The 25,140-nt window shown below is 50.5% G+C and carries 18 protein-coding genes, 1 pseudogene and 1 riboswitch; of the genes and pseudogenes, 9 read left to right on the top strand and 10 right to left on the bottom strand.

Going from position 1 to position 25,140, the window contains the following annotated elements; genetic code table 11:
• Window positions 1-351: 351 nt before the first annotated feature.
• Window positions 352-1,764 (top strand): annotated as a pseudogene (locus tag RGU75_RS06855) (alanine/glycine:cation symporter family protein); the annotation flags it as partial.
• Between the two features lie 319 nt (window positions 1,765-2,083).
• Window positions 2,084-3,043 carry a nitronate monooxygenase family protein gene (locus RGU75_RS06850; protein WP_322234270.1) on the top strand — a complete coding sequence of 320 codons (960 nt, stop codon included), beginning with the start codon at window positions 2,084-2,086 and terminating at the stop codon, window positions 3,041-3,043.
• Between the two features lie 121 nt (window positions 3,044-3,164).
• Here the strand turns inward: RGU75_RS06850 and RGU75_RS06845 are convergent, their stop codons facing one another.
• The 3 genes from RGU75_RS06845 to hisC all read right to left on the bottom strand — a co-directional run bounded on the left by RGU75_RS06845 (window position 3,165) and on the right by hisC (window position 6,482).
• Window positions 3,165-3,914, bottom strand: a complete 750-nt coding sequence (locus RGU75_RS06845) for an META and DUF4377 domain-containing protein (protein ID WP_322234269.1) — start codon at window positions 3,912-3,914, stop codon at window positions 3,165-3,167.
• A 133-nt stretch (window positions 3,915-4,047) separates the two neighbouring features.
• Window positions 4,048-5,199, bottom strand: a complete 1,152-nt coding sequence (locus RGU75_RS06840) for an MFS transporter (RefSeq protein ID WP_322234267.1) — start codon at window positions 5,197-5,199, stop codon at window positions 4,048-4,050.
• A 182-nt stretch (window positions 5,200-5,381) separates the two neighbouring features.
• A complete protein-coding gene (gene hisC / locus RGU75_RS06835) occupies window positions 5,382-6,482 on the bottom strand; it encodes a histidinol-phosphate transaminase (protein WP_322234266.1) in 1,101 nt (366 codons plus the stop codon).
• 355 nt (window positions 6,483-6,837) lie between these two features.
• Between hisC and RGU75_RS06830 the strand changes: the two genes are divergently transcribed.
• Complete coding sequence (locus tag RGU75_RS06830; RefSeq protein ID WP_322234264.1) at window positions 6,838-7,752, top strand: mechanosensitive ion channel family protein; 915 nt, start codon at window positions 6,838-6,840, stop codon at window positions 7,750-7,752.
• Window positions 7,753-7,895: 143 nt separating this feature from the next.
• On the opposite strand, the gene RGU75_RS06825 is transcribed toward RGU75_RS06830, so the two are convergent.
• On the bottom strand, window positions 7,896-9,014 hold the full coding sequence (locus RGU75_RS06825; RefSeq protein ID WP_322234262.1) for a type II asparaginase: 1,119 nt from the start codon (window positions 9,012-9,014) through the stop codon (window positions 7,896-7,898).
• Between the two features lie 354 nt (window positions 9,015-9,368).
• Entirely contained in the window at window positions 9,369-9,977 is a 609-nt protein-coding gene (locus RGU75_RS06820; protein WP_322234259.1) for a LysE/ArgO family amino acid transporter, read from the bottom strand.
• Window positions 9,978-10,077: 100 nt separating this feature from the next.
• On the opposite strand from RGU75_RS06820, the gene RGU75_RS06815 reads away from it, so the two are divergent.
• Window positions 10,078-11,010 carry a LysR family transcriptional regulator ArgP gene (locus tag RGU75_RS06815; RefSeq protein WP_322234257.1) on the top strand — a complete coding sequence of 311 codons (933 nt, stop codon included), beginning with the start codon at window positions 10,078-10,080 and terminating at the stop codon, window positions 11,008-11,010.
• 164 nt (window positions 11,011-11,174) lie between these two features.
• Here RGU75_RS06815 and ettA read toward each other — a convergent pair whose 3' ends face one another.
• The 3 genes from ettA to RGU75_RS06800 form a co-directional block, all read right to left on the bottom strand.
• Entirely contained in the window at window positions 11,175-12,842 is a 1,668-nt protein-coding gene (ettA, locus tag RGU75_RS06810; RefSeq protein ID WP_205322751.1) for an energy-dependent translational throttle protein EttA, read from the bottom strand.
• A gap of 294 nt (window positions 12,843-13,136) precedes the next feature.
• Entirely contained in the window at window positions 13,137-14,033 is an 897-nt protein-coding gene (rarD, locus tag RGU75_RS06805) for an EamA family transporter RarD (protein WP_322234255.1), read from the bottom strand.
• Window positions 14,034-14,181: 148 nt separating this feature from the next.
• Entirely contained in the window at window positions 14,182-15,420 is a 1,239-nt protein-coding gene (locus tag RGU75_RS06800) for a Bcr/CflA family multidrug efflux MFS transporter (protein ID WP_322234252.1), read from the bottom strand.
• Window positions 15,421-15,904: 484 nt separating this feature from the next.
• On the opposite strand from RGU75_RS06800, the gene RGU75_RS06795 reads away from it, so the two are divergent.
• Entirely contained in the window at window positions 15,905-17,971 is a 2,067-nt protein-coding gene (locus RGU75_RS06795) for a putative bifunctional diguanylate cyclase/phosphodiesterase (protein ID WP_322234249.1), read from the top strand.
• 43 nt (window positions 17,972-18,014) lie between these two features.
• Here the strand turns inward: RGU75_RS06795 and RGU75_RS06790 are convergent, their stop codons facing one another.
• Window positions 18,015-19,253, bottom strand: a complete 1,239-nt coding sequence (locus tag RGU75_RS06790; RefSeq protein ID WP_322234246.1) for a M20/M25/M40 family metallo-hydrolase — start codon at window positions 19,251-19,253, stop codon at window positions 18,015-18,017.
• Window positions 19,254-19,359: 106 nt separating this feature from the next.
• On the opposite strand from RGU75_RS06790, the gene RGU75_RS06785 reads away from it, so the two are divergent.
• Window positions 19,360-19,503 carry a hypothetical protein gene (locus RGU75_RS06785; RefSeq protein ID WP_322234244.1) on the top strand — a complete coding sequence of 48 codons (144 nt, stop codon included), beginning with the start codon at window positions 19,360-19,362 and terminating at the stop codon, window positions 19,501-19,503.
• Window positions 19,504-19,634: 131 nt separating this feature from the next.
• Here RGU75_RS06785 and RGU75_RS06780 read toward each other — a convergent pair whose 3' ends face one another.
• Window positions 19,635-20,921 carry a D-amino acid dehydrogenase gene (locus RGU75_RS06780; protein ID WP_322234241.1) on the bottom strand — a complete coding sequence of 429 codons (1,287 nt, stop codon included), beginning with the start codon at window positions 20,919-20,921 and terminating at the stop codon, window positions 19,635-19,637.
• A 381-nt stretch (window positions 20,922-21,302) separates the two neighbouring features.
• Here RGU75_RS06780 and RGU75_RS06775 point away from each other — a divergent pair, with 381 nt between their 5' ends.
• From RGU75_RS06775 to RGU75_RS06765, 3 genes are all read left to right on the top strand, one after another.
• A complete protein-coding gene (locus tag RGU75_RS06775; RefSeq protein ID WP_322234238.1) occupies window positions 21,303-21,791 on the top strand; it encodes an Lrp/AsnC ligand binding domain-containing protein in 489 nt (162 codons plus the stop codon).
• Between the two features lie 354 nt (window positions 21,792-22,145).
• Entirely contained in the window at window positions 22,146-23,309 is a 1,164-nt protein-coding gene (locus tag RGU75_RS06770; RefSeq protein WP_322234236.1) for a porin, read from the top strand.
• A 196-nt stretch (window positions 23,310-23,505) separates the two neighbouring features.
• Window positions 23,506-23,672, top strand: a riboswitch (Fluoride riboswitch).
• Between the two features lie 107 nt (window positions 23,673-23,779).
• A complete protein-coding gene (locus RGU75_RS06765) occupies window positions 23,780-25,111 on the top strand; it encodes a voltage-gated chloride channel family protein (protein WP_322234233.1) in 1,332 nt (443 codons plus the stop codon).
• Window positions 25,112-25,140 lie beyond the last annotated feature (29 nt).

The raw sequence follows: 25,140 nt of genomic DNA, 5'->3' as shown, positions 1-25,140 counted from the left end.
TGATTCTGCGTAAGAAAAATACGTAATATATGTAAGATTTTTCTCAAAATAAGTCAGACTTTTCTAATAATGCGTCTTCAGTCACGCCATGGGTATAAAACCCGCCGCCCGCGCCCGCTTTAACGGCTAATATCTAGCGGCCAATCATTTCGATGTGGCGCTAAGCAAAATAATCAATATGTAAATGTGCGTAGAAGCTGACGCGTAGAAATCGATACTGCCATGCAGATCATATGCCAATGACATGCGATTGGATGGTCAGGTGTCGTTATATGTTGTCGTTATACGTTGTCGATAATACACAGTCGTAGTCTGTAATGGCATTCCCTTTTTACCAGAGACAATCCACTCATGTTTGAAACCCTTCTTCACCCTATCGTCAACTGGCTTAATGGTATTTTGTGGGGATATGTCCTCATTTATTTGTTGTTAAGCGTCGGCGCTTTTTTTACGATTCGTTTTGGTTTTATCCAGTCGCGCATTTTTCGGTCAAATTTATTCAAACGCGAACCCGGACAATCCGTTGAGGGAATTACCGGCTTTCAAGCTTTTGCTACAGGTATCGCAAGCCGTGTCGGAACCGGTAATATTGTTGGCGTTGCGGTGGCGTTGACCGTTGGTGGTCCTGGCGCGATTTTCTGGATGTGGGTGGTCGCACTGCTTGGCATGTCATCAGCATTTGTCGAGGCAACGCTGGCGCAAATTTTTAAAGTCCGTAATGAAGACGGTAGTTTTCGGGGCGGACCGAGTTATTACATCCAGATTGGATTGCGTTCACGCGCCTTTGGGATGGTGTTTGCGTTGTCGCTGATCTTGGCTTTTGGGTTTGTTTTCAATGCAGTTCAGGCCCAATCCATCGCTGAAACGATGGATATTTCTTTCCATATTCCGCGGCATTGGGTTGGTATCGCATTGGTGCTGTTGACCGCGCCGGTTATTTTCGGTGGCATCCGACGCGTCGCAAAGTTTGCCGCTGTGATCGTGCCGATTATGGCGGTTGGCTATCTCGGCGTGGCGGCATTTGTGTTGGTGACGCATCTGACTGAATTGCCTGCGGTCTTCAGTTTGATTATCAAAAGTGCGTTTGGTCTTGAGCAAGCTGTCGGCGGAACCGTCGGTTACGCGATCACTGTGGCCATGATGACTGGTATTAAGCGCGGACTATTTTCTAACGAAGCGGGGATGGGATCAGCGCCCAATGCCGCTGCGGCGGCAGTCACTTCTCATCCTGTTTCTCAAGGATTATTACAGATGATGGGCGTGGTGGTGGACACAATGATTATCTGCACGGCGACTGCATTGATTATTTTATTGTCTGGTGAATACGTTCCAGGTGGCGCAACCCAAGGAGCAAGTTTGACGCACGCGGCGATCACAGCGCATTTGGGAAGTTGGGGCGGACTATTTTTAACCGTGGCGATTTTCTTCTTTGCGTATTCATCAGTGTTAGGCAATTACGCTTACGCTGAAGGCAATGTTCAGTTTGTTAGCAAGCATCCATTGTTGCTGTTCTTATTCCGTCTTTGTGTACTTGGAATGGTGATGTTTGGTGCCACGGGCAGTTTGCCGTTGGTATGGGATATGGCGGATACCAGCATGGGATTGATGGCGTTGATTAATCTGGTGGCAATTGTGTTGTTGAGTAAATACGCCTATGCGGCATGGCGTGATTATCTGGAACAGAAAAAACGCGGTATCGACGTGCCTAAATTTACCCGACATAGCATTCCTGCATTGCGCGATGTGTTGCCTAAAGATGTCTGGTAATTTAACGTAGCGATAGGCGCATGCCGTTGCTATATCGTTAAAAATAGCTCGCTAAAATGCGAGCTATTTTTTTGTATTTCGCGAACATATCCTCCGCATCCAGATGCTTGTCACTCACTTAATGAAAGCCTCATTTGGTTTATGATAACCAATCCAAAAGTTTTCACTCACTTATGCGCTTGCTGTTTATTATATTTTTAATAAAAAAAAGTAATTAGAATCAATCCAGTTAGAAGATAAAATCTAGCACGATCGTACTTTTTTGTATGACGTTTCCCTTATAATCATTTCTTTGATCCCACTAAAAGAGGTCGTTATGGCATTGCCCGCAGTGTTGCAAAACTTAAGCCTTCCCGTTATCGGTTCGCCGATGTTTATCGCCAGTGGACCGGCGTTGGTCGCGGCGCAATGTAAAGCGGGGATCGTCGGTTCGTTTCCGGCGCTCAATGCGCGTCCGGCAGCCGAGCTCGATGTGTGGCTGACACAATTGCAAATTGAACTGGCAACATATCAGGCAGAACACCCGGATGCTAAAGTAGGTCCGATTGCAGTCAATCAGATTGTGCATCAATCCAATGATCGTCTGGCCCATGATGTGGAAATGTGTGTCAAACATCGTGTTCCGATTATCATTTCCAGTCTGCGTGCGCCACCCAAAGAGATGATGGACGCTATTCATAGCTATGGCGGCATCGTATTGCACGATGTTATTTCGATTCGCCATGCTGAAAAAGCATTGGAAGCCGGAGTTGACGGCTTGATTTTGGTCGCCACCGGCGCTGGCGGTCATGCCGGTCCGTTGTCACCGTTTGCGTTAGTGGGCGAAGTACGAAAATTCTTCGACGGGACGATTGCACTGTCTGGCGCGATTGCCACCGGTGACGCGATTCTGGCGGCGCAAGCAATGGGCGCAGACCTTGCCTATATTGGCTCGCGCTGGCTCGCCACTCAGGAAGCCAATGTCGACGATGCCTATCGTCAGGCCATTGTCGAATCAAGCGCTAACGATATTGTGTATACCAATCTGTTCACAGGTATTCACGGCAACTATTTGAAAAAATCCATTATTAATGCTGGTCTTGACCCAGACAATCTTCCCGAGGCGGACAAGACCAAAATGAATTTTGGTTCCGGTGGAAGCGGCGCCAAAGCCTGGCGTGATATATGGGGCGCGGGTCAAGGGGTCGGACTAATGAGTGACGTGCCAACGGTGGCCGCAATGGTAGATCGCTTGCAAACCGAATATCAGGCTGCACGTCGGCGGCTGGCGCTTTAGTGCAGGCTGGCCCGGCCCGGCTGGTTTGGCTCTGCGTCAACCCTATCATTTTAGGTATTGAAAATTTACGCTAATCCGCGCCAGCGGCGTCGCGCAAAGCTAGAATTATTGGCTGCAAAACTCACTTCTGATATTCAGCCAATTCCTGCTCAACGATGATATCCAGCGTCCACTTGACCGCGCTGGCATCGGCGGGTGGATGTGGAACGCGCTCTTCTAAAATGCGCAGGCGATATTGCACACCGGGTTCAGGTTTGAAACCGGCAATGTCGCCGTACCAGAGTTGCCATGGGGCTTTTTTATCTTCACGGATTTGATAACAAGTTGTCTGCATCACGCCGGTAGAGCAAGGTGCTTTTTCCGCGGCGACGTAGATGAATTTTATTTTAGCCGTGGCACCGACTTTGTCCCGTGCGTGGAAAGTCATTACTTTACCGTCAACGGTGTTGAACTCAAGGGTTTTTCCGGTAATTTTGTAGTCGTTCACTGCCTGTAGTTTTTCTAAAAAGTCAGCTTCGAAACGCATGGCGGGTTCCGGGCACGCCATACGTGTTGTCACCGCTTCAACAATCGTCAGTCGACCCGGGCTACGAATCGAAAACGGTGCCGTAAACTGATTGCACCAGGCGCGACCATTCACCCGTCCCTGGCCTTTTTCATTGCTAAAAGTCAGAATCACCGGATCACCGTTATCGCCGGTTGGAATAACATGGTTCGGCCAATCGGTGAGTTCCCAACGGGACGATAACAATCGTGGATCGTCGGTGATTTTGCTTTCCTGTCCGGGCATGGCGCAAGCTGCCAGCGTCGCACTGGCAGTGAGAGCGAGGGTCAAGGTGCGAGCGAAAGTATGAGCAGACAAATTAGGCATGATGGCAGGCTCCAAAGCGAATTTAGCAAATGCAGGGTATTTCTCGAGGACACCATTTTATCGTACTCAAGGCATTTTATACGTGGACGGAGATTCTTAACCCTTCGTTGGTTTTATCGCGCTCCGCGATCGCTCACTCAAGCCACTTCGCGCGACTCGCTGATAGTGCGACCGCCAGACATAACACACCGACCAGAGACAGCGCGGCGTGCAGGCCGAAGCCATGTGCCAGAAACCCGATCACCGGCGGTCCAATCAAACCACCGCCGTAACTGAGGGTGGCGACACCCGCCAGCGCGGTAGAACCATGGCGCCCCGCCGCACTGAATACAAAAGGGAAAACGGTCGCAACGCCAACACCGGTCAATGCAAAGCCGAAAATGGAGAGCGAAACGTTAGGTGCGATGAGTGCCACAAACATACCAACTGCCGCGATAAGCGCACCGGTGGTGACGACTTTGCGTGCATTGAAGCGCTCCTTTAGTCGATCTCCTATAAGTCTTGTAACCAGCATCATCGCCGCGAAGGCGGCAAACGCTAACGGTGCAGTGCCGTCGCTGGCACGCAACCAGTCCGTCATGTAAACACCACTCCAGTCTGCCACAGACCCTTCAACAATCGCGCCGCAAAATCCGATGATACCGAGGACGATCAGGTGGCCGTGCGGGAGTGAAAAATACTTTTTACCGATGCTCGGTTCGGGGCGATCATTTGGCAATGCGTTGTAGCAAAGTCTTAGCGGCAGGGCGAATAGCAGTGCCAATAAGCCGAAGTGTGAGAGCGGCGACAAGCCGATGCCAGCAAAGCCGCTGCCGATGAGCGCGCCGGATAAAGTGCCGACGCAAAACCAGGCGTGTAATAGCGACATGATCGAACGCGCAGCTACTTTTTCGGCTGCGGCACCGAGTGCGTTGATCGCCACATCAAAGCAACCAGAGCAAAGTCCAAGACTGGTCATGGTAAGCATTAACCACGCCATATTGGGAGCCAGCGCCAAACACGGCATAGTCACCAATAATCCAACGCCGGCGTACCAGGCGCTGTGGCGCGCGCCGTAATGACCGGTCAGCCACGCTGCCAGCGGAAAAGAACCCACGGCACCGATCCCTGCGCATAGTAATACCAGACTTAATTCTGCCGGATCAAGTTGCAAGGCATCGCGCACCGCCGGTATGCGCGAGGCCCAGGTTGCATATACAACGCCGAGCAAGACAAACAGGAGCGGAAGCGCTGCCTGACGCATGCGGTTAATAGTAGGAACGGGAATGGCTAGTGGAAGAGACATTGATCACAAAAATGGTGAAGAAGTGGACGAGATCGTGTAGCGCGTGGGTGTGTTGGTGTAATAGTGCAATAGCACACTAATCAGCCCCGTCGATAGTGATTGCGATTATCAACGGGGTATTTACGTCACCGTCGTGCGCTAGTGTGCACTTCAATATTCGAATCTATAAGATAGAGATACGACTAAGCCAATTTAACCGCATTTGTCTTATCTTTCAGATGATTGGGTAGCGCATCCAGTAACGCCTGACAATCCGCATTTGAGCCGACCGTAATGCGCAAAAATTGTGCAATTCGCGGGCTGGTAAAGTGTCGAACGATGACCCCATCGGCGCGTAATCCTGCGGAAATGGTTGCCGCGTCGTGTTGTGGATGACGCGCGAAAACGAAGTTGGCAGCCGACGGCAATACGTTAAAGCCCAGCGCATTCAGTCCGGCAACCAGCGTCTTGCGGGTATCCATAACCGCAAGCCGGGTTTGATCGAAATGCGACTTATCCTGAATCGCGGCCGCGGCTCCCGCAATCGCCATCCGATCCAGTGGATAGGAATTGAAACTATTTTTGACCCGCTCCAAAGCAGCAATCAAATCAGGATGACCAATAGCAAAGCCAACCCGCAGGCCAGCTAAAGAGCGGGATTTGGACAGTGTTTGCACCACAAGCAGATTGGGAAAACGCGAAACCAGCGGGATCGCGCTGTCGCCGCCAAAGTCGATGTACGCCTCATCAACGATGACCACGCTATCAGGTTGCGCCGCGACCAGGCGTTCAACTTCAGACAATGGCAGCAGACAACCAGTCGGCGCATTCGGGTTAGGAAAAATAATCCCCCCGTTTTTGCCTGCATTCAGATAGTCATCGACCTGAATCGTAAAGTCGTCCGCGAGCGGGATTGTCTTGTAGGCGACTTGATACAGGTTGGAATAAGTCGGGTAAAAACTGTACGTAATGTCCGGATACAGAATCGGATCATCGTGTTGCAATAGCGCCTGAAACACATGCGCCAGCACTTCATCGGAACCATTACCGACAAATATATGTTCCGGAGTGATGCCGTATTGCGCATTTTGTTCCGCAATGGCAAGCTTGAGCGGTTCGGAGTCCGGATTAGGATACAGACGCAGCGTGTCGGCAGCTTCGCGCTGGATCGCTGCAATGGCCAACGGCGACGGACCGTAAGGATTCTCGTTGGTATTGAGTTTGATCAGATTGTTAATCTTTGGTTGCTCGCCGGGCGTGTAAGGCGTCAGGCGGCTGACGATGGGACTCCAATATTTGCTCATGGGGATCGATCAAGTGGGTTGGCTGGTGCGTAAGTCGATAGTGTAGCAAACCCGCGGGAGTTAGCGCGCGGCATCTCGATCTGATTGATGGTGATGGACCATCCCTGATTGCGCATTCGGAGCTCAAACAGAGCTGCATGTCAGTACATAAGGCTTGAATGACGCCCCTTTCAGCCTACTGTTGCAACTAAATGCAATAATCCAAGCCTAATGACGTTGTTTAAACGTTACTTAAGTGCTAATTAAGCGTTTTTTTAAGCATTATTGGAACGTCTAGTCTCATCACCGTCGGCGAGCAAGTCATTGACGCGTCAGCCTACAGGCGAATGTTCGTCATAAAAATAGGAGTTTACCTTTGAATACTTTTGCCGTTGACCAGTTAAATGCACTCTGGACTTTTCTGGCTACGTCCTCGCTGCATTACGCGGTGAATGCCGTGCTGGCGATCGTTATATTGATGCTTGGTTGGTGGTTTTCTTCCAAATTATCGAATATGTTCCAGCGTGTGTTGATTCGCTCTAACGTCGATGCCACCTTGCGACCGGTATTGCGGAGTGTGTTGTTGTGGCTCATTCGTCTGATTACGGTGATTGCTGTATTGGGACAGTTTGGTGTGCAGACCGCCAGTATCATCGCAGTGTTGGGTGCAGCCAGTCTGGCGATAGGTCTGGCATTGCAAGGTACGCTACAAAATATTGCGGCCGGTATGATGTTGTTGTTTTTGCGACCATTTCAGGTCGGCGAATATGTTGCGAATAGCAGCGTCGAAGGAACTGTCGATGAAATTGGTCTTTTCGCAACAAAATTAACTAAGGCCGATGGCGTTTGTCTATTTGTCCCAAACAACCAGTTATGGAACAGCGCGATTACCAACTATAGTCGGCATGACAAGCGGCGTATGGATCTGCCGATCGGGATCGATTATAAAAATGATCCCGCCATTGCGATTCGGGCCTTAACCGCGTTATTGGATGCCGATCCGCGGATTCTGAAGTTGCCAGAACCGCTGGTGGTTGTGAGCGATTACGCGGATAGCGCTGTGATGCTCAAAATACGGTTTTGGACAATGACGTCGGATTTTTGGGCCGTTCGCTGGGATATTAGTCAGCAGATTAAGCCAACACTGGATGCGATTGGATTTTCGATTCCGTTTCCGGTGCAGGAACTACGTCGTGAAAAACCGAGTCAAGCCGCCTTACAGTCGTCGGCACCAATCGCGTCAAATGGCGCGCCAGAGACGGCGATATCATCCACTCCAACCACGTTATAGACGTCTGAGCGCACCACATCATTCGGTGCAAGGTAATGATGTAAAAAATGGTGGATCAGGAAGCACCTGACCCACCATTTTTTTATGTCAGATTTGCGGTGTTGTGACGCTAATCAGACGAGTAAAAGGAAACTGTCAAAGAATTAATAGGTGTAAAACATCCGCTGAATGTCTTTCGTATTATTCGTTTTGGTCAGCGCTAGCATCAGCAAGATTCGTGCTTTCTGCGCATTCAGCGTATCAGCTACAACGAAGTCGAGAGTATCGTCGCTGGCCTCGCCGTTGCGCGCCACAATGCCTTGCCCGATTCGGCTGGCACGCACGATAATCACCCCTTTTTTACGTGCCGCAATCAGTGGTTCTTTCATTTGCGCTGCAATACTGCCATCACCGACACCAGCGTGGATAATGCCCTTGGCACCAGCGGCGACTTGCGCATCTAGCGCAATGCTGTTCATATCGGCATAGCCGTACACGATATCAACTTTCGGCAAGACATCCAGGTTACTGATATCGAATTCTGTGTCGAGTGTGTTTTTGCGGGTTGACTGGCGATAAAAATACGGCTTACTGCCTTGAATGTATCCCAGCATCCCGAGTTCGGGTGATTTAAAGGTATCGGTGGTTGATGTATTGGTTTTGGTGACTTCGCGCGCGGCGTTAATCTGGTCGTTTAATGTCACTAAAACGCCCTTGCCGATTGCCTCTTTGCTACCGGCCAACAGCACGGCATTGTATAAATTGATTGGTCCATCCGCAGACAGCGCGGTCGACGGACGCATTGCGCCGACGATCACAACTGGCTTGCGACTCTTAACAGTCAAGTCAAGAAAGTAGGCGGTTTCTTCGATGGTGTCAGTGCCGTGAGTGATGACGATGCCATCGACATCCGGGCGCGCCAATAATATATTGACCCGCTTGGCAAGTTTCAGCCAATGGTCATTCGTCATGCTTTCGCTGGCGATCTGAAATACTTGTTCACCCTTCACGTTGGCGACTTTTTTCAGTTCCGGCACGGCTGCGATCAATTTCTCAACACCGACCGTGGCAGACGTATAACCGACGGTGGTCGTGCTCGTCGCGCCGGTACCGGCAATCGTGCCGCCAGTGGCAAGAATTATCACGTTTGGTAGTTTTTGCGACGCTTCCTGAGACTCTTGCGTCTGCGCAATGGCATTTCCTAATCCGCTCGACAATAATAAAGCGCCGAATATGAATCGAAAATAGGGCTGAAAACGGGTGTGGATTTTATGCAAAACCATACATCTCCTAATTTTAATCGTTGTTTTTCTCGAGGTTGATACCGTGGCATCGCACTGAAAGAATGATCGTAATGATTATAGGAAAGGTTGCTGATCGTATAAACGGTTAATCGCCCTAGCCTTGCTCATAATGCGAATAAATACGGTATCGCACCCGCACTTTATGGAGACTGGCGAAAAAAATCTAATGCAAGTTATGCATAGGTTTATGCATAACTTGTATCAACACACATTCAAAAATGTGCTTAGGAGAAATGCATTAGTTGAAATTAGTCTGTCGAAGCTTGTCCGGCTAAGAGTGATTGCGGGCACAGGTCCGCAATCCGCTAAGTAAAAAATGCTTCTACATGGTCTTTACAGTAGCAGTGAAGCCGCAATCGACCACATGACTACTGCAATGACACCATCCAGAATACGCCATGCAATTGGCTTGGCAAAAATCGGTGCGGCAAAGCGTGCGCCGAATCCCAGGCTCAAAAACCAGAGAAGCGAAGCCAGCATGGCACCCGCAGCAAACAACACCCGGCCCATGCCAATCTCTTGTCCGCCGACTGATCCTAGCAAGACTACCGTATCGAGATAAGCGTGCGGATTGAGCAGGCTAAAGGCCAGCGCGCTGGTGATCACGGCGGCATAACGCGGAGGGGCGAGCGGTGCCGTGGTTGTTATCAATGCGGTCGGCTTCCACGCGGCCAAAGCAGAGCGGATTCCACACCAGCACAAAAATGCCGCGCCACCCCATTTTGAGAACGCAAATAAAGCGGGATTATCGGCAATCAATGCACCAACACCAGCAACGCCAAGCGCGATGAGCAACGAGTCGCACAAACCACAAATCAGCACTGATGTAAGTACATACTGACGCTGCAAGCCCTGACGTAAAATAAATGCGTTTTGTGCGCCAATAGCGATAATCAATCCGCCACCTAATCCCATACCTTTGATAAATGCTGCGGTTTCCATGCATGCTCCTTCATTCAATGGAAGAAGCTTAATGCCGCAAGAAATATAAGTACAATGAATGAATCTACTGATAGATAAGAAATTCTTATGATGGGGGAATATGAAAAATCTGGACTATCGCGGCTTGGCAGCGCTCAATGCAGTCGTCGCCTTAGGCAGCTTTGAGAAGGCGGCGACGTCGTTGCATATCAGCCAATCGGCGGTGTCGCAACGTATTCGGACTTTGGAAGAATTGGCGGGTCAATTATTGATCGTGCGTGCACAGCCGCCATTTGCGACGACGCTGGGTCAGCGCCTGATTGCGCATTATAGCCAGGTCAAGCTGATGGAAGCTGCGCTCGCAATTGATACCGATGAACCCGATACTTTGCCGGAAATCGCGATTGCGGTGAATGCCGACACGCTCGCAACATGGTTGCTGGACGCTTTGGCGCCCGTACTCAATCCACCGCAATGCCAGTTGACGGTACTAATAGACGATCAGGACCATACACTGCAATTGTTGCGTGAAGGCACAGTTTTCGCGTGTGTTACCAGTTCGATGGCGCCTGTGGCCGGCACAACAGCGTCACCGCTTGGGGTGGAGCGGTATATCTGCGCCGCGTCACCAGCGTTCGCGGCACGCTGGTTTAGTGACGGCTTTACCTCCGCCGCAGTGGCGCAAGCACCGGCTGTTGTGTTTAATCAGAAAGATGCATTACATGCACGGTTTTTGAATTGGCGCTTAGGATGGGGCACACCTTATCCGCATCATTCGATTGCCTCGGTCGACGCCTTTGAAAAATTTGTACACAGTGGCTTTGGTTATGGCATGTTGCCGACGCTACAAATTGAACGCGCGCTGGCGTGTGGGGATTTGGTCGATTTAACGCCCGGGGATGGGATCGATGTACCGCTGGTGTGGCATGCCTGGAATATTCAGACACCGCTCACGGAAGCGTTATCACAACACATTATTCAGACCGCGCGACGTAGTCTGAGTTACGACCCGCTCACATTGGATACTGCAAATACGCGTTTGAATAATCGATGATGATTGTTATCTGGCATACAGGGTAACAATTTGACATGGCGACTACGTCATGAGTCAGGATCAACGGGCGAATAACGCTCTGATTTGCGTATTCGCCCGGCGTAACAATTAACCAGTAACCAGTAACCGGTAACCAGTAACCGGTAATAATTAAAAAATAATAATTAACGCGTTACCGGCTTGTAGCGAATGCGCTTAGGTTTAGCGCCCTCTTCGCCCAGACGTTTACGCTTATCGGCTTCATATTCCTGATAATTGCCATCAAAAAACGTGACTTGCGAATTACTTTCGAACGCCAGAATATGCGTTGCAATCCGATCCAGAAACCAGCGATCATGGGAGATCACCATGACACTACCGGCAAATTCCAGCAAGGCATCTTCCAGCGCGCGCAACGTTTCTACGTCAAGATCGTTGGACGGTTCATCGAGTAGTAACACGTTGCCGCCTTGCAGCAGCGTTTTGGCCAGATGCAAACGACCACGCTCACCGCCGGACAAGTTGCCGACGATTTTTTGCTGGTCGCCACCCTTAAAGTTGAAGCGCCCTAAATAGGCGCGGGATGCCATTTCAAACCGACCAACGGTCAGGATATCTGCCCCGCCAGAGACGTCTTCGAACACGGTTTTGCTGTCAGACAGCGCATCGCGATGCTGATCGACGATGGAGACGCGTGCCGTTTGACCGATGACAACTTCGCCGCTATCCGGTTGTTCTTTGCCTGTGATCATTTTAAACAGCGTTGATTTACCTGCGCCGTTGGGGCCGATAATCCCGACAATCGCGCCTGCCGGGACAGTAAAACTCAGGTCATCAATCAATAAACGGTCGCCGAAAGATTTGGAAACGTTCTTGAATTCGATGACTTCATTCCCCAGACGCTCGGCTACCGGAATGAAAATTTCCGAGGTTTCGTTACGCTTTTGGTATTCATGCTCGCTTAACTCATTGAAGCGTGCAAGACGTGCTTTACTTTTAGCCTGACGCCCTTTTGGATTCTGGCGAACCCATTCAAGTTCTTTTGCAATGGTTTTCTGGCGCGACGATTCGGTGGCTTCTTCTTGTTTCAGGCGGTCGCCTTTTTGTTCCAGCCACGAACTGTAATTGCCCTTCCACGGGATACCGTGGCCGCGATCCAGTTCCAAAATCCATTCGGCGGCATTGTCGAGAAAGTAGCGATCATGGGTAATGCCGACCACAGTCCCGGGAAAGCGTTGCAGAAATTGTTCTAGCCAATCGACTGATTCAGCATCCAAATGGTTGGTTGGCTCATCAAGCAGCAACATGTCGGGTTTTGACAGCAGCAATCGGCATAGCGCAACACGGCGTTTTTCACCACCAGATAACACGCCAATAATGGCATCCCATGGTGGCAAGCGCAGTGCGTCTGCGGCCATTTCCAGTTGCAGCTCCAGATTGCCACCGTCGGAGGTGGAGATAATCGCCTCAAGCCGGCCTTGCTCAGTCGCCAGCGCATCAAAATCGGCGTCCGGTTCTGCATAGGCTGCATAGACGGCGTCCAGTTTGGCACGTGCTTCGAAGGCTTCGCCGAGACCGCCTTCAACAGCCTGCCGCACGGTTTGTTCTGGATCCAGTTGTGGCTCTTGTGGCAGATAGCCAATATTCAAACCCGGCATCGGCGTGGCTTCACCCTGAATGTCGGTGTCGATACCGGCCATAATTTTGAGTAAAGTGGATTTGCCGGAGCCGTTCAGACCCAGCACGCCAATCTTGGCACCTGGGAAAAACGACAGCGAGATGTCTTTCAGAATCTGTCGTTTTGGCGGCACGATCTTGCCGACCTTGTTCATTGTATATACGTATTGGGCCATGATGGTCTTCTCGGTGAAGTGTCAGAAAAAGGAGGTCGGACCGACGCAAATCGTTACCGTTAAACGCCGACTTCCTCCCGGAAGCGGTCGGGCGTATCGAACAGCCAACTATTTCGGCTAACGGGAAATCGCACTGTTTGGATTGCGGTCTAAGTCCTACGGTATTCAAAAAATGACGCAGCGTACTAGCGCAGGATGACTAGGATAACCGAACTGGCTAAGCCTGACTATGTATGGCTATGGGTTATCAGGTTATATAGCGCCATGTCATTATGTCGCGATGGCGGTACTAATCTAACTTGCGGAACCGGATTGCCGCCCAATGCTCGGCCATGCGCGCCACAAGCCTTCTGCCGAGTACAACACAAGTGCACTCCAAATGACGGTAAATCCAATCAGTTTAGTGCCATCGAGTTGTTCGTTATAGAGTAATACGCCTAACAGCAACTGGATGGTCGGCGTGATGTATTGCAACAGTCCAAGCAGCGAAAGAGGAATGCGACGTGCACCAGCGGCGAACAGCAAGAGCGGAATGGAGGTGATTGGACCCGCCGCCGCCAACAACCATTGCGACGAGTGTGATGCTGTCATAAAACTATTTTGACCATGGTAAGTGGTGAAAGCCAGATAGGCTAGCGTCAGCGGCAATACCAGCGCGGTTTCCAATGCAAGCCCGGGTAGCGCACCAAGACTGGCCGTCTTGCGCAACAAACCGTAGCCACCAAAACTCACGGCAAGAGCTAATGAAATCCACGGAGGATGACCAGTTTGCCAGGTTAGCCAGATGACCGCGCTAGCGGCGAGTATGATCGCTAACCATTGCATAAAGCGAGGGCGCTCACCCAAAAACACAAAGCCGAGACCGACGCTGACAAGAGGGCTAACGAAATACCCCAGACTGGCATCGACGATGTGATCGTTGTTGCAGGCCCAGACATAGGTAGTCCAGTTAGCCGCCAACAAAAACGCACTGGCAGTAAAGCCAGCAAGAACGCGGGGTTGGCGCAGTACCGGCACAATCCAGGCCCATTGCTTGCGAAAAGCCAGCACGATCACCAAGAACAGAAATGACCATAGCATCCGGTGCATGACGATATCGACCGGCGGAATGTCACGTAACGCTTTGAAGTACAGCGGGAAAATGCCCCATAGGACGTAAGAGGAGAACGCGTAAAACATACCTGCTTGCATAGCTGTAAGGATGAAAAAGAGTTAGGGTATTCTACGCAAAAAATTTTAGAGCGTTTTGTTCCCGGGAAATAAACGCTTAGCGATCAATATCGGTATACCGTCATTCACGCATATAGCATTCGTGCTAACGATGGTTTCGCCGACTGCTTCACATTTTTGTCCCTAGTGACAGCATTCGATCATGTTCCGGTCGGGCGATAGTGCGATGTAGAAGCAATGCGCCGACGCCGCACACGCTCATCACCATCATCAATGGTCGCGCAGTGCCGTCGTGCCACAGACTCATGCTGACACCGGCGATGATGCCGAGAGAGAATTGTACCGTCCCCATTAACGCTGACGCAGTACCGGCTTGATGGCCTTGCTGGGACAAGGCGATTGCTGATGCATTCGGACTAATAAAACCATAAGAGGCCATAAATCCAAAGAAGCCGACGAGCAATAGCGGCAGATTATTTACGCCAGCTACGACCAGAATCGTGATGACTAAGGTTAAACCGGCGGGAAGCCATAAAGCCCGCCCCAGAATGGCGTCGGGAGTTAGCTTTCCGACGAGTCGGGCATTGAGCTGCGAAGCGCCAATCAGGCCGATGGCATTGGCGCCAAAAACCCAGCCGAAATTTTCTGGCTTGATACCGTGTAGTTCGATCAGCACAAAAGGTGAACCGGTGATATAAGCAAACATACCCGCCTGCAATAAACCGCCGCACAAAGCGTAGGCCAGGAATTGACGGTCCATAAGTAAGGAGCCGTATTGTTTTAATACCCGTCCCAAATGTAGCGGTGCAGTGTCCTGGCGTTTCAGGGTTTCTTGCATCGTGGTATGAATAGCAACCAGACAAAACAAGCCAAAACACGTCAGACCGCCAAAAATGACGCGCCAACCCCACAGTTTAAGCACTTCTCCGCCGATCAACGGCGCCAGAATCGGGGCGATTCCCATGACCAGCATTAATAGTGAAAATGCCTTGGCCGATCCAGCTGCGCCCATGCGATCCCGAATGACGGCACGCCCGACGACCATCCCGGCGCAACCGCCAAGCCCTTGCATAAACCGCGCAAAGATCAGCGTTGTCACATCTGGCGCAAACAGGCAGGCAATGGACGCAAGCGTATACAGCCCGAGGCCAAAATAGAGCGGCGGTTTACGGCCAAAGTGATCACTTAGCGGTCCGTAAAACATTTGACCGACCGCCAGGCCCACCAGGAAGCTAGCTAACGTGAGTTGGACCAGATTGCTGCCGACCGCAAAATCTTTTGCAATAGTTGGGAAACTTGGCAGGTACATATCAATCGAAAGGGAGCCAATCGCTGTTAGTGCACCGAGCAAGATGAGCCAGCCGGGCAGCATTTTTTCTGGCGTTACAGTGTCGATGTTGTTTGTCATTAAGAACTTTGAAGTGTGCGAATGATGCCTGTCTTGCATTGCCTAAACAATCGCATTGGATAGCACAAGATTTTACGCTGAGTGGTGGCGCGACGAAACGTCGACATAGTGTAGGTAAAAAGCAAGAGTGACAAAAAGAGACCGGTGCAGCCAATAATCCAATACTGCATCATTGTTTTTTAAAAATGAAATCCGAGAACAGTTGGCATGTTCGAGGAATAACGTTAGCGGTAGCATTTTATAGCATTCGCCAAATAATTGCCGCTGGGGAATAGGGTCAGCCTTATTGCCTGAGCGCCCTGACAGAATACGCGGCAATGATGGTTTGCATTTGCGCTGTCAAAGCGAACGGATTGGCTAGACAAGCGGGCTGCCAATGAAGAACGAAAGTTAACAAAAAAATATATTCAGATTGCTATGACCCGCTTATAGATTGTGTCGTTTGTTGAATGACTTAACGCACTATTACTGTAAACCTATTTTGATGAATGACGCCTCTATTCCTTCGCTTTACATACTCGCCTTCGTTGTTGCTGTCATGGCTTCCTATTTTGGATTGATGTTAGCTGGGCGTGTTAGTCGTGCGCGGCGCGGGCAAGCGTTAGCTTGGTTGATCGGAGGCGGTATCACAATAGGTACCGGAATTTGGGCGATGCATTTCATTGGGATACTGGCGTTTTATTTGCCAATAAAGGTCTCGTATAGTGCAAGGGTAACTTTGCTTTCATGGTTGATTGCGGTGGTCGTGTCTTGCTTTGCTTTGTTCATGGTCAAGGGCACGCGTAGAAACCGGCACAATCTGGTATTCGGTGGCATCGTCATCGGCGTCGGTCTTTCGGCTATGAATTACGTGGGAATGGCTGCGATCAAATTTGGCTCTGGATTGCGTTACGATCCGGCACTGTTCGTGGCTTCGGTTGGCGTGGCGATCGTCGGTGCCATTGTCGCTTTATGGCTCGGGTTTCGTTTGCGTGGGGGCGACAGTTGGCATACAAAATTGACGCGATTTTCGGCCTCGATCATTATGGGGCTGGCGATTATCGGAATGCATTTCACCAATATGGCTGCTTCACGTTTTTCTTCGGCCTCACTGTATGGGTTAAACGACGGGCTGGACCACAATTGGCTGGCGTTTTCAGTGTCAGGAATGATATTGATGATATTGGCGTTTATATTGTTGTGGTCGTTTATCGATATTCGGAGTCGACGCTATGCCGAAGCACTGCGCGCCTCTCTTAAAACGGTCCATTCGAAACTGGCTTATCTCGGCACGCACGATGCGTTGACCAGTTTACCTAACCGCTCCTTACTCAATAAAAAAATTGCGGAGACCATCGCCAGCGCAGAGGGTAAACCAATCCTATTTACCATCCTGCACATCAATATTGATCGTCTGAAAACTGTGAATGAATCGCTCGGACGCGCTGCCGGCGATCAACTGCTCAATGCGTTTGTGTTGCGCATCCGCCAGACGCTGCGCCTGGGCGACATGTTGGCGCGGTTGAGCGGCGATGATTTTGTTGTATTGGCAGAAGTGCGTCAGACCAAGGACGCCGCCCGGATGGCAGAAAATCTGATCGAGCTATTAGGGCGTCCTTTGCATGTTCCTTCGCATGAGATTCATGTGACAGCGTCCATTGGCATCAGCCTGTTTCCCCATAATGGCAACACGGCTGAATCGTTACTGGCTACCGCAGACATAGCGATGTCGCATGTGAAGCAACATGGGCGCAACAATTATCAATTTTTCACGTCAGAAATGCATGCGCGCAATCGTGACCGGATTGACCTGGAAAGTGGATTGCGTCCCGCATTACGGGAAAATGAATTTCGGATGTATTACCAACCCAAAGTGGATATCAAATCTGGAAAAATTGTCGGTGTTGAAGGACTTTTACGCTGGAAGCACCCCGAATACGGCCTCGTGTCGCCGACCAGATTTATTCCTCTGGCCGAGGAAAGTGGTTTGATAGTGGCGATCGGAGATTGGGTGATGGAGGCTGCATGTAAGCAAAGCCGACAATGGCAAAATCAGGGTTTGATGCCGGAGATCATTCCCATCTCGGTGAATCTATCAGCGCATCAATTTTTACAGCGCGACCTGGTGGATAGTACGATGACTGTTTTAAAGCGGCATGCGATACCGGCAGCAAGTCTCATATTGGAGCTGACGGAAGGATCGCTGATGGGTAATCCAGAGAATGCCATTGACGTGCTGCGCGAATTGAATCGATTAGGCGTGCGGGTTTCAATCGATGATTTTGGGACCGGTTATTCCAGCTTGAGTTATTTACGTCGCTTTCCATTGAGCGAAATTAAGATTGACCGCTCTTTTGTGCAATCCCTGGAGAGTAATCTCGAAGATCGCGCGATTGTGCGCGCGATTGTGACGTTGGCACATAGTTTGCAATTGACCGTGGTCGCTGAAGGCGTCGCTAACGTTGAGCAGTTACGGTTTTTCAGACAGATTGGCTGTGATCAATATCAGGGTTTTTTGTTTAGTGAGCCGGTTCCTGCGGAGACTATTTCAGAGATGCTGGCGAGTCAGTGATTCTCGCCAGCAAAGACATAGAAGCGCCGCATCGACACAGACATTAAGCCTGCAAGAAATCCAGCAACGTCATCGACACCACTTTGGTGGCCTTGCGCAAATCATCGAGCGAAAGATTTTCATCGGCCTGTTTGGCGTTTGACTCGCTCAAAGTGCGTGGGCCAGCGCCGTATAACACCACCGGAATACCTTGCTCGCCATACAGTCGGGCATCGGTGTATAGCGCCGAGCCATCGGTTGATATTGGTTCGCCGAATATGGCCTCGGCATTTTTTTGCAAGCTATTGCGTAATAATTCGTGACCAGGAAGTGGGCGTAACGCGCGGGCCAGCAACAGGCGTTTAATGTCCACCCGTATGCCCGGCAAATCCGCGACCGCCGCTTCGATCATAGCGCGCACATCGCTTTCAACTTGCGTCGGATCTTCTTCCGGAATCATGCGGCGGTCCATTTTCAGAACCACTTTCCCAGGAACCACGTTGGTGTTGGTGCCGCCATCGATGCGTCCAACAATCATCGTCGGATGGGTAATGCCAGGAATGGCCGAGCTGATCGCTTTCAGTTCAGGTAGCTTGGCGTAGATCGCTTGCAGAACGGCGGTCGCCGCTTGCAGCGCATCATGGCCGGTTTCCGGTGCCGAGCCATGCGTTGCTTTGCCGTGTACGGTCACTTCAAACTGCAAACAGGCATTGTGCGCGGTAACAATGTTATAGCTGAATCCGGGCGCAATGACGTAATCCGGTTTGGTCAGGTTATTCTCCAGCAACCAACCCGGACCAAGCAAACCACCAAATTCTTCATCGTAAGTAAAGTGCAATTCCAGCGTACCTTTTAGCGGCACGCCTAAAGCTTCCAACGCACGTACGGCAAAAATATACGTCGCAAAATCACCCTTCGACACCGCCGTTGCCCGTCCGAATATACGGCCATCCGCAATTTCGCCACCGTACGGCAGTTTGCTCCAACCGTCACCGGGTGGCACCACATCGCCGTGGGCGTTGAGGGCAATGGTCGGTCCCGGCGCGTCATAATGACGGCGAACGATCAGATTGGTAATACTTTCCATGCCATACGCCTGCACCGTGTCAGCCGGCACAACATGCTTCTCAACTTCCCAACCCATGGAGGTCATCAACTCGGCTACCACGTCCGCGTGCGGCGCATTGTTGCCGGGGGGCGTGTCAGTGGGAATGCGAACGATTGTTTGAAGAAAGGCGACTTCTTCGTCGAAATGGTCGTCAATCCAGGTGGAGAGTTGCGTGGCGTTTTGTGGTTTGACCATGGTTGTTAGGGCGAATAGTGGGGAAGGAATGGGAGTGATTTTACGTCTTTATGACGGTTTGGGCGCTGTTTGTGGGAAATGCAGCGATTCTTAGCAGTCTTCGTGAATGAAGCGATTTGCGCCGTATGCAGATTTTTTTACTGGTTTGTGGCAAACTACTTTTGAAACACTCACCGCTTTCACAGTCGATTCCGCTGGTGTGGAGCGACATTTTTTAGTTGTTGGTCATGCTTCGTGGGCAATGACGTGATTACTTCAACATTTCAATTTCCTTGTGCGTGGTGAAGTCGTCGCCAGTCAATGCGTTGCTACTTTGCATTAGAAACACGACGACCAAACACACGCGTTGCTACATCAAACGCTGATTATCTCGCATCCCAATCAAGCATAAACGCCCTCTTCTGTTTGGTTTCCATGTCGACTATAACGACTAACATTCAAGTCATCCGCTGCAATCGCTGGACGTCGGCCGGAGATAACATCGGCCAATAGTGCCGCCGATCCGCACGACATGGTCCATCCTAAGGTCCCGTGACCAGTATTGAGGAACAGGTTGCGAATGCGTGTTTTGCCGACGATCGGCGTGCCATCCGGCGTCATCGGGCGCAATCCGGCCCAGAAACTGGCTTGCGCTGTATCACCTGCGCCCGGAAATAAATCGTTGACGACCATTTCCAGCGTGGCGCGGCGTTTTGGATTTAATGATTTGTTGTAACCGACAATTTCGGCCATGCCGCCGACGCGGATGCGATTGTCAAAACGCGTGATCGCGATTTTGTAAGTTTCATCCAGAATCGTCGAGACCGGTGCAGCATCGGCGTCGGTGATCGGAACGGTAATCGAATAACCCTTGAGCGGATAAACAGGAATATCGACGATAGAACGCAAAAAGTTGGTCGAATAAGTGCCCAACGCCACGACGTAACTGTCAGCTTGCAAATAGTCGTGACCGCATTGCACACCCGCGATTGCACCATTGGAAAATGTCAGTGAGTCGATTTGCAGGTTATAGCGAAATTGCACGCCAAGTTGTTCTGCCATTTTTGCCAGACGCGTGGTGAATAACTGGCAATCGCCGGTTTCATCGTTTGGCAAGCGCAGGCCGCCATGTAGTTTATGCTTGACCGCGGCCAATGCTGGCTCGACGCGGGCCATTTCTTCCACGGACAGCAGTTCAAACGGTACCCCGCTGTCCCTCAACACTTGCGTATCTTTGGCAGCTTCTGACAATTGTTGTTCGGTGCGGAACACTTGCATCGTGCCCAATTGACGACCTTCGTAGGCGATCCCGGTATCGGCGCGCAATTCCTTAAAGCAGTCACGGCTATATTCCGCGAGGCGCACCATACGTTCTTTATTGACCGCGTAGCTGGCCGCGTTGCAATTGCGAAGCATTTGCCACATCCAGCGCAATTGAAACAATGATCCGTCCGGCGTAATTGATAGCGGCGCATGTTTTTGCAACATCCACTTTAACGCTTTGAGTGGAATACCGGGCGCGGCCCATGGTGATGCATAACCCGGCGAGATCTGACCGGCATTTGCGAAACTGGTTTCCTCGGCAGGTCCTGGCAAACGATCAACTACCGTCACCTCATGCCCAGCCTTCGCCAAATAATACGCAGTCGTCACACCGACCACGCCACTGCCCAGAATAAGCACCCGCATGTTATTTCTCCTAAATACGCAAAAAACACGCCTTCGTTTTGGGGCAACAAGGGGCGTGTCCAGATCAATTACATGAATCGGTATCGATTTATAGTAATTAACGCTATGCTATTTAAAATCTACCAGTTTTTGTTACTGTAAAAATGACAATATTTAAGAAATAATCCTGAAAAAATATTCCTTTTCCCAGATTTTTTAGAAATTGTAAAAGAAGCTAATGGTTTTGTCTGGCTATGTAGCTAAACGCCTCAGGCAGAGTCGCAGGGTTATACGAATGTGTAAAGTTTACCCATCATGCTTTTTGAAAATTATTTGCCAACGAATTGACCGCCACAAATTCGTTGTTTAATTTGTGACTAACACTGCGCCTATAGAATAACTATGAGAACCCAAAAAGAATCCGTTCGCTCTCTTGATAAACTGGATCGACACATTCTCCGTCTCCTGCAACAAGACGGACGGATGTCGATGAAAGAGTTAGGTGAGCACGTCGGCCTTTCAATTACCCCCTGTATTGAGCGGGTTAAACGGATGGAGCGCGATGGTGTAATTGATGGATATTACGCACGCATTAATCCCGCGGCGGTAGGCGCAAAACTGCTCGTATTTGTAGAGATTACGCTTAACCACAAATCTGCGTCGACCTTTGAGCAATTTCGGCGCGAAGTGTTGCGCATTCCAGAGGTGCTGGAATGTCATCTGGTCTCAGGCGATTTCGATTATCTGATCAAAGCGCGTATCCGTGAGATGTCGCAATATCGTACCTTGCTGGGCGATATGCTGCTGAAATTGCCGGGCGCGGTGCAGTCCAAAAGTTATGTCGTCATGGAGGAAATCAAAGAAACGCTGGCGCTTTCGCTGGAACCTTGATAAAGCCTATTAATGGCTCTGAATGACGTCGCTTCGCTATCTTCTCCGGATAATTTACCGGTCATCAATAAATCCAGCAGGCAAGACGTGCGTGCTTGCTGTTGTTTTTTTGTGGCATGCATTTTGGTCGATGTGATGTTTTACGACGGATGTGTTTCTCATTGCGACAGATTTTTCGGAGTTGGTTTTGGCAACTATTCATGCATTACTCTTTATGCCATTCTTACCTTGTCCTTGATTAACCGGTGCGGACCGGATGCATCATTGATGGCTTTGCAAGTAGCCAAAAATCGGTGCGCGGCGGTAGTCAATATCCCGAAAAGTAGATCGTTACATCCTTTAGGAGCGTAATACATGAAGAAAATTATTCTGGCTGCTGGTTTGTTGAGTGGTGTTGCATGCATGGCGCAAGCGCAGACAAACGTCACCATTTATGGTGTCATTGATTTAGGGTTGAACTACACCAACAATGTCGGTGGTAAAAACGACGTGCAAATGGAAAGTGGCTATGCCCAGGGCAGTCGGTTGGGTTTCAAGGGTAACGAAGATTTAGGTGGCGGTTTGAGTGCGTTGTTTCAGTTAGAAAACGGGTTCGCCGCAGACACCGGCAAACTGGGACAAGGCGGTTTGATGTTTGGTCGTCAGGCATTGGTCGGTTTGTCGAGCAAGACTGCCGGTACCGTCACACTGGGACGTCAATACGACTCGGTAGTTGATTTTCTTGCACCGATGACTGCGAACGGTAATTGGGCTGGTTATCTGTTGTCTCATCCACTGGATAATGACAACACGGATAACTCATTCCGCATCAATAATTCGCTGAAGTACACCAGCCCGACTTTTGCTGGGGTCACGTTCGGTGGCTTGTATGGCTTCGGCGAAACCGCTGGTCAGACCGCTAAAAATCGTACCTACAGTTTAGGAGCGAGTTACGCCAACGGTCCATGGGCGGCGGGTATCGCGTATATGAATTTAAGTTCGCCGGGTTCGACCGGTGCGGGCGGTGGCGCGGTCACTGCAACCGACGCTAACTTTACCGGCCCCAACAGCAAGCAAAAAATATTCGGCGCGGGTGTCAATTACACCATCGGTGCGGCGACTCTAGGGTTCGTCTACACAGGAACGAATTTAAGCAATCCAAACGGTGGCAATGCGTACATCGCCTCATTTGCGCCAATGAATGGCAGCACGCTGAATTCGCTCAAATTTACCAACTACGAACTTAATTTTAAATACCAATTCACTCCTGCATTTTATGTCGGTGCGATGTACACCTACACACAAGCCAAATACAACACGAGTGCAGGTAACTCCAAGCCAAAATGGAACGAAGTCGGTTTGATGGCTGATTACAACTTCTCCAAGCGCACCGACGTTTATTTGCAAGGCGCGTATCAAAAAGTCGGTGGCGACCTGACTGGATCGTCACTTGATCAAGCCTACATTCCCGGCGCCGCCGGAAGTTCGGGTAATGACAAGCAAGCCGTTATTCGTGCTGCAATCCGTCACAAGTTCTGATAACTGGTTGGATGTTGATATAACCTGATCCGGCCAATTGCGGATCAAATTAAGGCGGGGCCGGAGACTTTATTCCGGCCCCGTTTTTGTTTGATGCGGCGCGATGGGTGTCACACTATCTAAGCGGGTCATCAAGATGGGATACACGTGAAATAACCGTATTGTTGCAGCAACAAGCACTTTACGGCAGAATGGGCGATTGATAGGAGATGGCATGCCTCCTGGGTTTATTCCTAACCGCTACAAGTGATGACCGCGTTGAAACCGCCTGCATACTCATCGGATGATTAAGTAAAGTCACTGATCCGTTGCCGATGGTTTGCAGTAAGAACTCACGCTGTAACTGATGATGCCTACAAGTTCCTGAATCGGGAAGTTGTAGGCGTGCGTGAGCGGTTAATGTGTTTACATCGTTTGCCAACAATGCAGCTTCCCGCGATTCAGGTTTGTCGCCCCCAAATCTGATCATAATGAAACCATCCAAAATCCCTGAGCAATGCCTGATGCTGCTCTATCTTGGCCGTTGGCTTGTACTGTCTTCTGTCGTCGGCGCGTTAGCCGGTGTCGCTTCTTCTGCTCTTTTAGTCTCGCTCGATTGGGCCACCGCCACGCGCGTGGGGCATCCCTGGTTGGTATGGCTGTTGCCGCTTGCCGGGCTGGCGGTCGGATTGCTTTATCATCACTTCGGCAAATCGGTCGAAGGTGGAAACAACCTGCTGATTGATGAAATTCACGATCCGCAGCGAATCGTACCAAGGCGCATGGGGCCGTTGATTTTGATTGGTACTGTGGTGACGCATTTATTTGGCGGATCAGCTGGTCGAGAAGGGACCGCGGTGCAAATGGGTGGCGTGCTGGCCGATATGGTGACGCGGGTGTGCAAACTGGACAAGGAAGATCGGCGGATTCTGCTGATGGCGGGTATCAGTGCCGGATTCGCGTCGGTTTTTGGTACGCCATTAGCCGGTGCTATCTTTGGATTAGAGGTGCTTGCGATTGGGCGCTTGCGTTATGACGCGATTCTGCCGTGTTTTTTTGCCGCTATTATTGCAGACCAATTGCCCGGCTTGTTGGGCGTGCATCACACGCATTATGCGATTCCGTTCGTGCCTCAAATTAGTTTGATTGTGCTCGGGGCGACGATTGTTGCTGGCATTGTGTTTGGGTTGGTGGGAATGTTTTTTGCCACGGCAACACATGGTTTGTCGCGCTTATTTAAGCGTTGGATCGGTTATGCGCCGATGCGGCCTTTTGTTGGTGGCGCGATCGTGGCGCTTGCGGCGATGCTGTTGGCGACTGATAAGTATTTGGGTTTGGGTATTCCGACCATCGTCGCATCGTTTTCGCAACCGTTGCCAGCATTCGATTTTTTCGGAAAATTCATCTTCACGATAGTGACATTGGCATCCGGCTTTAAGGGTGGCGAGGTGACGCCGCTGTTTTTTATCGGGGCGACGTTGGGTAATGCGCTCAGTTATGTGCTGGCTTTGCCGTTGCCAGTTTTGGCCGGACTGGGTTTTGTGGCAGTGTTTGCGGGTGCCGCCAATACTCCCATTGCCTCGACGATCATGGCTATCGAGTTGTTTGGGCCAGAGATTGGCGTCTTGGCTGCGATCGCATGCATTGTGAGTTATTTATTCTCGGGCCACGCAGGTATTTATCGTGCGCAGCTGATCGGTGACGGAAAATTTTTACGGCTGCCGGATGGATCGCCGCGCTCAGGAATTTCTGGGTTTCGCAGGAGTGCAGCGAAAAGGTCATCAGACAAAAAAGAGGTGGTCGCTGAAGAAAGGGATGACTAGAAGGGGCGCCGGGATTGTGTAGCATTGTT

The sequence above is a fragment of the Glaciimonas sp. CA11.2 genome, assembly GCF_034314045.1.
Classification (GTDB): domain Bacteria; phylum Pseudomonadota; class Gammaproteobacteria; order Burkholderiales; family Burkholderiaceae_D; genus Glaciimonas.
Note: the sequence above shows the minus strand (reverse complement) of the source record. Positions and strands in the feature narration are given on the sequence as shown.